The following is an 8,835-nucleotide window of genomic DNA, read 5'->3' as shown; positions in this document are numbered from 1 at the left end:
CACAGGACGTCCGGGTCGATGACGCCGTTCTCCTCGGCGGTGCCGATCAGCGGACGCTCGGCCTCCGCGAGGGCGGCGGCGGGCACGCCGGCCAGCTGCTCCTCGGAGGCCTTCTCCTCGCCCTCCATCGTCTTGCCGCCGCCGGCCAGCAGGTACGGGGCCTTGGCGTGCGCGTGGTCGCGCAGCGACATGATCAGGAGCTTCGGGGAGAGCGGCTTGCCCGTGTTCCAGGCGGGGCACTGCGACTGGCAGCGGCCGCACTCGGTGCACGTGGAGAAGTCGAGGATGCCCTTCCAGGAGAACTGCTCGACCTGGGAGACACCGAAGACGGCGTCCTCGGCCGGGTCCTCCCAGTCGATCTCCTCGCCCGCGGTCGTCATCGGCTGGAGCGCGCCGAGCGCGGTGGAGCCGTCGGCGTTCCGCTTGAACCAGATGTTCGGGAAGCCGAGGAAGCGGTGCCAGGCGACACCCATGTTCGTGTTCAGCGAGACCGTGATCATCCAGGTGAAGGACGTGACGACCTTGACTGTGGCAACCAAGTACACCAAGGTTTCCAAAGTCGCGACGCTGAGTCCCCTGAAGATTGCGACAAGGGGATACGTCACGAAGTACGCGGCCTCGTAGCCCTCCACGTGGTGCAATGCCCCTTCGAGTCCGCGGAGAACGAGGATGCAGAGCCCTACGGTGAGGATGACGTACTCGATGAAGTACGCCTGCCAACCTTTAGAACCGGCGAAGCGCGACTTGCGGCCCGCGCGGGACGGCAGGTTGAGCATCCGGATCGTCATGAGTACGAGGATGCAAAGAACCGTCATCGAACCCAGAAATTCGACCAGCCATTCCCATGGCAGCCAACTGCCTATTATCGGCAGTGTCCAGTCAGCCTGAAAGAGCTGGCCGACAGCGTTGGCCAGGGTAAGAATCAGACTGTAGAAGCCGACGGCGACGAACCAGTGCACGATGCCCACGACTCCCCAACGATTCATCCGCGTGTGCCCCAGGAACTCCCTGATCACGGTGATTGTCCGGGCAACAGGATCGTCGGTCCTCTGCCCGGCAGGGACGGGCTGGCCGAGCATGAGAAAGCGGAATATCTGCACGATGGCACGGCCGAACAGTGCAGAGCCGACTCCGGCGATTGTCAGCGAAACGATGATCGCAGCGAGTTGCACAAGGGCTCCTCAGGCCCGCATGAGCGGGATCTCTGGTTCGGATTGTTCTCATCTATGCACTGGCGGGGCGCACCGAGAGCGATAGATCGTTTATGGCCGCAGATCTCGGGCGTTAGGCAGGAGAGCCATGGACAACAGAACGAGCTGCAGCCTCCGGGACTCGCGACACCTTCGGCTCGGCATCTGGCAAAACCGTCAAGAACATTACAAAGTAGGCGACACGACGGTCTGCCCGGCTGGCCTGCGAAGGAGTCAGCCCTCATTCGCTCGGGCCGGCCTCTGTCTACGGCCTCGTTGCCCCCGTCAGTACCCGCTGCGCAGCGGCTCCCCAGGCCGATCGCGCCGGCAGCTCGCTGCGCCGCGTAGCTTCCTGCTCATAACAGCCACTGTGCCCGCCGCTGGAACACGAACCGAAACAGCAGACCCTTCCAGCGAGAAAGTGATCCGTCGGCGCTGCGAAGATCGTGGTCCCTTCGTGTGTTTCCTCGTCACTTTCGCTCGCTGATCGGGCTCCTGTGTCTCCTGCAATCTCTCCGGCGAGGGTGCCTCGGTCAGCCGTGCGTCAGTCAGCGTCCACTCCCATCGAACCGCGCAGTTTCTAGTAGCAGCCGACGCTGAGTCCTCACGGACAGGTTTCGTGGTCCAGGGGCCTGCACGCAGCGGGCCAAGCCTCTCTGGGAGGGGGCACCTGTTCCGGCCAGGCTTCGTGACGAGGCGCTGCGGGACGGCGTCCTGCAGGGTCAACAAACGCTGTTCGACGCCTCGTTCGATGAGGGCGCACATCGAACGGTCCGACGAGCAGTCGGGCACGTGGCTCAGCCGACGGTGAAAGACGCCGATCGGCAGCTTGGCTGGTCCGCTCATGGCGAGGGCATGATGCCGACAGCGGTCAGCACCATGGGGACGGCCACGAGTACCAGGCCCAGTACTACCGGCGCGCCCAGGATGCCAAGAATTGCGGGTCGCCTACTGAGGTGGTGACGCCGGGAGTAAGAGCCGGCGAGGATGCCGTAGCCGATTGCCACCAGGAGGAAGAACACCAGATAGGCAGTAGCGGCGAGGTCGATGTGGTCACCGTTGTCAGTAAGCTCAAAGACGATGCCGATTGCCTCTGCCACGCTTCCGATGGTGTACACAGCGAGGGTTGCAAAGGCACCCCACAACAACATCGCGAGAACCGGCTTCGACAAAAAGTGCTCTCTTCTGGTGACCGACAGCCAGGCGACCGCCGCTCCGATCACTTTCAGAAAGACTACGAGCCAGTTCATCACAGTGAAGGCCGCAGCGTAGTCGGCATAGCGGCCGTCGGCGAAGTGGTCGGTGATCTCGAAGACGATATTGACCACAGCGAAAACGAAGAGACACAGGGCCACCAGTACTCCGGTCACGGTGACCCCTGTCCCGGCCTGGCCGGGACGGTGGGCGAGAGCTTGGTTACTTGTCATGCCGACACCCAATCGCCAACGCTGAGGGGGTGACTCTGAACGACAACCACCACGCGCCCTCCAGTCATGTCTCCGCCGACCAGGGGCCGGATGGGTGAGGTCATATGAGCTGCCCAGTCTTGTGGGCGCCGACAGGCTGCTGGGCTATCACGTTCAGCCGGTTGACGGCCTCCAAGAGGGAGATCGGACATGCCAACATGGTGAGCCGATCCTCCTCGTCGTGCTCGATGGCATGCGATCAGACTTCGTTCGTGACGCCGTCGGAGGCGTCGGCGCTCCGGCTGCCCTGTTTCGGTCTGCTTCGGTGAGGCGCGTTTGGCCGCCGCGAGGACCATGGCCGTACGCAGCGCCATGACCAGAGTGAGCCGAACTGATCTGCCACCAGCGACCACAGACTTGTTGGTGTGCGTGTTGTCGAAGACGATGCGCCCGTTGCTCCGACGGCCACGAAGCGCTGCCATTTCGTGCGTCGCGGCAGGCGTAGGTGAGCCCTTGACAGCCTGACCGACCGCCGCGATGGCGCGCTTTAGGAGCCCGGATGCGAACAGATTCTCGAAGAGCTTGAGGCGTGCTTCCATGAGAGGGCTCCATTGCCGTTGTAGGTGGCTACACCCCAGACGAAATGACTCGGCGTAATGTGACACACGGCGAATGTGAGGCGCGTCTCACGCACCACAGGAGCGATCAGCGACGATGGCATCCACCTGTCGCACACCACTCTGATCGCCTCCCGCTCGACAGACCTCAGCGTGCAACCCCTGTGCCACAAGTCGGCCTACAACTGACTGCTGCACGTCTCACGCGAGGGCTTGCCACCGTGGCGCGACCCGTAAGTAGGCGAGTTCGAAGACGATGACGATGACCGGGGCCCAAAGGAGCGAGGGCTGGCGCGATCAGAGTGCCTTGGGGCCGCGGTCCCAGGTGCTGGCTTAATGGCACGGTTCAGTCCCCGAGCCCCCTTCTCGCGTGTGACCTGCCGCACACACTGTCACAGAAGTCGGTTAGGCGGTGTCTTGTGCTCGAACTGCTCGAACCGAAGGAGACACCATGCCTGAGAACACCGATGTGGTTGTGATCGGCGGTGGGTACGCCGGCGTGATGGCGGCCAATCGACTGACTCAGCGCGGCGACGTGACCGTGACGCTGATCAACCCGCGCCCGCACTTCGTTCACCGGGTCCGCCTGCACCAGATGGTCGGCGGGACCGGCACCGCCGTCATCGACTACAAGGAAGTGCTAGCGAAGGGTGTCAGGCTGGTGGTCGGCAGCGCGACAAGGATCCACGCCGCCAGGCGTGCTGTCGAGCTGGCGAGCGGCGACGCGGTCGACTACGACTACCTGGTCTACGCGGTGGGCAGTGGCAGCGCCGATCCGAGCGTGCCCGGAGCTGCCGAGTTCGCCTACCCGATCGCCAGTCTGGAGGAAGCACAGCGGCTGCTGCCGGTCCTGGACGCAGCGTCGGCATCGGCCGCGGTGACGGTGGTCGGAGGCGGACCGACAGGCATAGAGACCGCCGCCGAGCTGGCAGAGCAGGGCCGCACAGTGACCCTGGTCTGCGGTGGAGCGCTCGGACCGTACCTGCATCGGCGGGGCCGACGTTCGGTGGCTGAGCAGCTGGCGACGCTCGGAGTGACCGTGCTCGCCGGCTCCGATGCGAAGGTCACGGGGGTGACCCGTGAAGCTGTGCGGCTTGCCGATGGCCGTGAACTGCCGAGCAGGGTGACCATCTGGACCGCAGGCTTCGGCGTGCCGGACCTGGCGGAGCGCAGCGGGCTGAGCACCGACGCTATGGGCCGGCTGCTCACGGACGAGACGCTGACGAGCGTGGACGACGAGCGCATCCTCGCGGCTGGGGACGTGGCTGCGCCGTCGGGCCTGCCGCTGCGGATGAGTTGCCAGTTCGCGATGCCGCTGGGTGCGCGGGCCGCCGACACACTGCTCAGCCGTCTGGAAGGGAAGCAGCCGGAGCCCCTCAACCAGTCGTTCGGAGCACAGTGCATCAGTACCGGCCGGAGCACCGGCATCTTCCAGTTCGGCAACAGGTCCGACGTAGCGATCTGGTTCAACATCGACGGTCGTCTCGGCGCGAAAATGAAGGAGTCCGTGGTCAAGGGCATCCCCAAGCACCTGGCCGAGGAGGCACACAAGCCTGGTGGTTACAAGCTGCACAAGGTGAAGGGTGGCGCCGGGCGCCAGAAGGCGCTGGAAGCCCTGCGCGCCGAGGCGCCCGTTGCAGTCGAGCGGGCTGCCTAGGTCCGGGTTAGCCGAGGAAAGACGAGCAGAAGATGAATAACGATCAGGCCAAAGACCGGGCGACCGACGCATTTGTCACCCACCGAAACCTGCTGTTCACCGTCGCCTACGAAATGCTCGGCTCAGCAGCCGATGCAGAGGACGCCCTGCAGGAGACCTGGCTGCGGTGGGCCGAGGTCGACCTGGAGCAGGTACGCGACCAGCGCGCGTACCTGGTCCGGATTGCGACACGGCAAGCCCTCGACCGGCTGCGCACGATATCGCGGCGCAGGGAGTCGTACGTGGGCCCGTGGCTGCCGGAGCCGCTGCTGACCGCGCCGGACGTAGCGCAGGACATGGAACTCGCCGAAAGTGTCTCGATGGCGGTGATGCTCGTCCTGGAGACGCTGTCGCCGACCGAGCGGGCCGTCTTCGTGCTGCGGGAGGTCTTCGACCTCGGCTACGACGAGATCGCGACGTCGGTCGACAAGACCCCAGCAGCCGTCCGCCAGATCGCACACAGGGCCCGTCGGCACGTGGACGCTCGACGTCCGCGGGAAGTGGTTTCCCAGAGCAAGATGCAGGCAGCTCTGGAACTGTTCACGCAAGCATTGGAAGGCGGGGACCTGCAGGGCCTGCTCGACGTGCTCGCCCCTGAGGTCGTCTACTTGGGCGACGGTGGCGGTGTGAAGCACGCCGCGCTGCGACCAATCGTCGGCGCCGATAGGGTAGCCCGCCTTTTGATCGGCGGTCTCGGGAGGAACCAGACCCCGATCACCTTCGGTACCACCATGGTCAACGGCAGCCCGGCGCTGGCTGTCCATTCGGACAGACAGTTGGACGGCATCATGGCGGCACGTGTCGAGGGTGGCCGCATAACTGGCCTGTACTTCGTACGCAATCCTGAGAAACTGTCCCACGCTGAATCGGAAACCCCGCTCACCCGGCGATGAACTTGGAGTAGAGGGCGGCTACTTGGAGATCAGGCGCCACCTTGACCCCCGTACAGATCACTGCGTGTCACAGCATCGATCGTCGGAACGCGCAAGGCTTGCATTGTCGTACGGTTCTGCGCTCCAAGTTTCGACTGAGAGCGCAGAACCACGTGCATAAGATCAGTGCGTCATCGATCCTCCGCGTCATCGGGCCCCGAAGCCGTCGAAGACGGAGTCCCGCCGAACACCCCTTGCCCTGCGACAGCGATGCTGCGCCTGCGGCAGATGCAACTGACAACCCAGCGGACGCGGTGCTGATTCTATGGCCGCATGAAACTATCCGTGACCTGGCAGTTCGCCCGTTCCCCGAGCGCTCCGCAGCACTGCCAGATCACAGCCAGCAGAGCCACACTTGAGGAACGACATATCGTTCCTCGGGCTCGCCCGCCCTGCTCAATCGACCGGCGATGTCACGCCGCACCGGCAGCAACCCCACGGGCGACCGACTCACGAACTGACACAGGGCCTGCATGTTCTCGTCCGACAACCGCTCGGCCATTTGCTGGATCGAGCATCCGCTCACCGCCGCTGATCCCGCCACGGTCACGAGGCGGACACAGCGGCAACTGACTCCGGCAACTCGCCTCGACGCCGTCCTATTTGATCTTTTCGTTAGTTCTGTGGGGTTGGTGGGTGGAGGGTGAGGCCGGTGTGGGCGAGGAAGGACCAGGGAGTTGCGGGTTGGTGTTGATCCGGCGGATGCCTTGTTCGGTGGCGTCGGCGACGTCGGCGAGGTGGTCGCCGGCGAGGTTGGCCAGCTCGCGTTTCTTGAGTGAGGACCACAGTAGTTCCACCGGGTTCAGCTCGGGTGCATAGGCTCGCTCAAGAGTCAGCCAGTCCTGCTCGGCAACCCAGGCCCGCATCGCTCGGCTCCAATGGGCCGACAGCCCGTCCCAGACCAGGATGACCTGCTCTCCGTTATAGAACACCTTCATCTGCTCCAGGACCTCGATGAGCCCGGCGGTGTCATAGCTGCCGGGCTTGAGGTGAAAGCAAGTTGAGGACCGCGTTCGGGGTCGGTGGGGTGGTAGCCGAGGGCGCCGGCCATGGAGGCGCGTTTCCAGTTCAGCGGGTGTCGCAGGAGCGGGGTGCGGCCGCGGGGCGCATAGGTGCGGCGAACTTGCGGCAGCAGCGAGACGCTTGATTCGTCGAGGAAGACGATCCAGGCACGTGTGTTCACCGCCCTTTTTTGATCCGCGGCCACTCGTGCGCGATCCAGCGGGCGATCTCGGACTCGTCGCGCTCCACCGCGCGCCGTTCGGGACGCTGCAGACTCCAGCCGAGCCGGCCGGTCAGCAACCGCCATACCGACGCCCGCGACAAGGTCACTCCCGTCACCCGCTCGACGACCAGACCGACCCGCTCCAGCGTCCACAGATCAGCCTCGAAACCATGGGCCTGGGCGCCCTGCTCCAGCGCGATCCGCACCCGCTCGACCTGGGCATCGTCCAGCTTGGGCGGACGACCACTGGCCGGACGCCGCTGCAACCCGTCAGCCCCGCCTTCCTCCCAGACGCGTCTCCACCGCCGCACGCTCTTCTGGACGACGTCCAGCATCCGTGCGATCTCGGCACCCGGACGTCCCTGGTCGAACAACTCGGCCGCCCGCACACGACGCGCCTCGGCCAACTGCGGCCGCGTCAAAGGAGGAACCACAGGCGAAGACTTGAAAGACACGCCATCAGGATCCCACCAACGACGTTATCGCACCCACGGAGCTAAAGAAAAGATCAGTAGGACATGTCCCATAAGAGCAGCCCCTGCGCCCTGCACGCCTGCCTGCGCCGACACAACCGGAGCGCCGGACGATATTGCTGTCCAAGTCCTGGAATGCGTCCCCATTCGCGGTGAAGAGACATTCGTCGGGGTCGTCGCCTCTCGCCTCCGCAGCTTGATCAGCAAACCACCCGCATCAGGCTCTCGCACTACGAGGCTTTGCGGAACAGAACGTTGGGACGCAGTGGCCCTTCGGGTACGGAGGGGTCGTCGAAGTCGTCGGCCGGGTTCCGGGTCATGCCAATCCTGCGCATCACTGCTTGTGAACGGAGATTGGTAGACGTTGTCACGGCGAGGATCTCTGGAAGCCCGAGGGTGTCGAAGCCGTAGGACAAGACTGCCAGCGCGGCCTCGGTAGCGTAGCCCTGGCCCCACGCCGAGCGAGCGAGCCGCCAGCCGATCTCCACTCCGTTGAACGGCATGCCGTCATCCACCCGATCTAGGCCCGCGAAGCCGATGAACTCGCCGGTGGCCCGCACCTCAACTGCCCACCATCCATAGCCTCGCTGGTCGAACTCGGCCTGGAATCGCGCCACAGAGGCATCGCTCTGATCACGGGTGAGGAGGTCGCCCAAGTGCTCCCGAACCTCGGGATCGGCGTTCATCCTCGCCCACGGTTCGAGGTCGGAGTCACGCCATCGACGCAGGGTGAGGCGATCGGTAGCCAGTTCAGTCATGCTGCCTAGCCAACGCCAAATCTTCCCCCGAAGCAATCCCATTCTTTACGGGCCGACATGCCACTCGGAAAGAGCATCGAATGGATCACAAGGGCGTGCCGGTTCAAATGTTGAGTTTATGATCAAGGTGAGGCGCAGGTGAATCGATGAGCTGGCGCCGAGTACTGGCGTGAATACGCGTTCCACGGCGCTACTACGAGGCACCAGGCGGCACCGTGCCTACGAGAGTAAGCCCCACCGGGTTGTCTGCAGCCATCAACTCGAAGCCACCGAACGGCTCAGCACCGGCCCGGCGAAGCAGCGGTGATCCCACCCCTGTCGGCCGGACCGAACTCTGCCCCCGACCGTCGAGGCTCCCGTCGCCGACACCTGATCGCTCGGACATGCAGCGGTCTTCCTGCCGCCGGCATGTCCGGCGCGGGCACTGCCGGGCGGGGGGTCTTCGCGTGGTGGGTCAGATACGGGCGAGATTGCGCTTCAGGTACCGGCCGACCGGCTGCTCGACCAGGCGGTGCACCAGGTACGACAGCACCAGCAT

6 protein-coding genes and 1 pseudogene are annotated in these 8,835 nt (G+C 64.6%); 2 read left to right on the top strand and 5 right to left on the bottom strand.

The window, feature by feature from the left end; genetic code table 11:
* Together ACF1G2_RS35905 and ACF1G2_RS35900 are read right to left on the bottom strand one after the other, a co-directional pair.
* Nucleotides 1-1,172 (bottom strand): annotated as a pseudogene (locus tag ACF1G2_RS35905) (Fe-S oxidoreductase); the annotation flags it as partial.
* Nucleotides 1,173-2,032: 860 nt separating this feature from the next.
* Nucleotides 2,033-2,560, bottom strand: coding sequence for a hypothetical protein (locus ACF1G2_RS35900; protein ID WP_391802352.1), 528 nt, complete (start codon nucleotides 2,558-2,560; stop codon nucleotides 2,033-2,035).
* Between the two features lie 1,104 nt (nucleotides 2,561-3,664).
* Here ACF1G2_RS35900 and ACF1G2_RS35895 point away from each other — a divergent pair.
* Both ACF1G2_RS35895 and ACF1G2_RS35890 read left to right on the top strand, forming a co-directional pair.
* Entirely contained in the window at nucleotides 3,665-4,870 is a 1,206-nt protein-coding gene (locus ACF1G2_RS35895) for an NAD(P)/FAD-dependent oxidoreductase (RefSeq protein ID WP_391802351.1), read from the top strand.
* A 32-nt stretch (nucleotides 4,871-4,902) separates the two neighbouring features.
* Nucleotides 4,903-5,802 carry an RNA polymerase sigma-70 factor gene (locus tag ACF1G2_RS35890; RefSeq protein ID WP_391802350.1) on the top strand — a complete coding sequence of 300 codons (900 nt, stop codon included), beginning with the start codon at nucleotides 4,903-4,905 and terminating at the stop codon, nucleotides 5,800-5,802.
* 638 nt (nucleotides 5,803-6,440) lie between these two features.
* Here the strand turns inward: ACF1G2_RS35890 and ACF1G2_RS35885 are convergent.
* The 3 genes from ACF1G2_RS35885 to ACF1G2_RS35875 all read right to left on the bottom strand — a co-directional run bounded on the left by ACF1G2_RS35885 (nucleotide 6,441) and on the right by ACF1G2_RS35875 (nucleotide 8,297).
* Complete coding sequence (locus ACF1G2_RS35885) at nucleotides 6,441-6,788, bottom strand: transposase (RefSeq protein WP_391802353.1); 348 nt, start codon at nucleotides 6,786-6,788, stop codon at nucleotides 6,441-6,443.
* A gap of 232 nt (nucleotides 6,789-7,020) precedes the next feature.
* Nucleotides 7,021-7,521, bottom strand: a complete 501-nt coding sequence (locus ACF1G2_RS35880) for a winged helix-turn-helix domain-containing protein (protein ID WP_391802349.1) — start codon at nucleotides 7,519-7,521, stop codon at nucleotides 7,021-7,023.
* Between the two features lie 248 nt (nucleotides 7,522-7,769).
* Complete coding sequence (locus tag ACF1G2_RS35875) at nucleotides 7,770-8,297, bottom strand: GNAT family N-acetyltransferase (protein ID WP_391802348.1); 528 nt, start codon at nucleotides 8,295-8,297, stop codon at nucleotides 7,770-7,772.
* Nucleotides 8,298-8,835: the final 538 nt, after the last annotated feature.

This window comes from Streptomyces sp. NPDC013457, assembly GCF_043089925.1.
In the GTDB taxonomy this organism is placed as follows: domain Bacteria; phylum Actinomycetota; class Actinomycetes; order Streptomycetales; family Streptomycetaceae; genus Streptomyces.
This window is presented reverse-complemented; position numbering and strand designations above follow the sequence as displayed.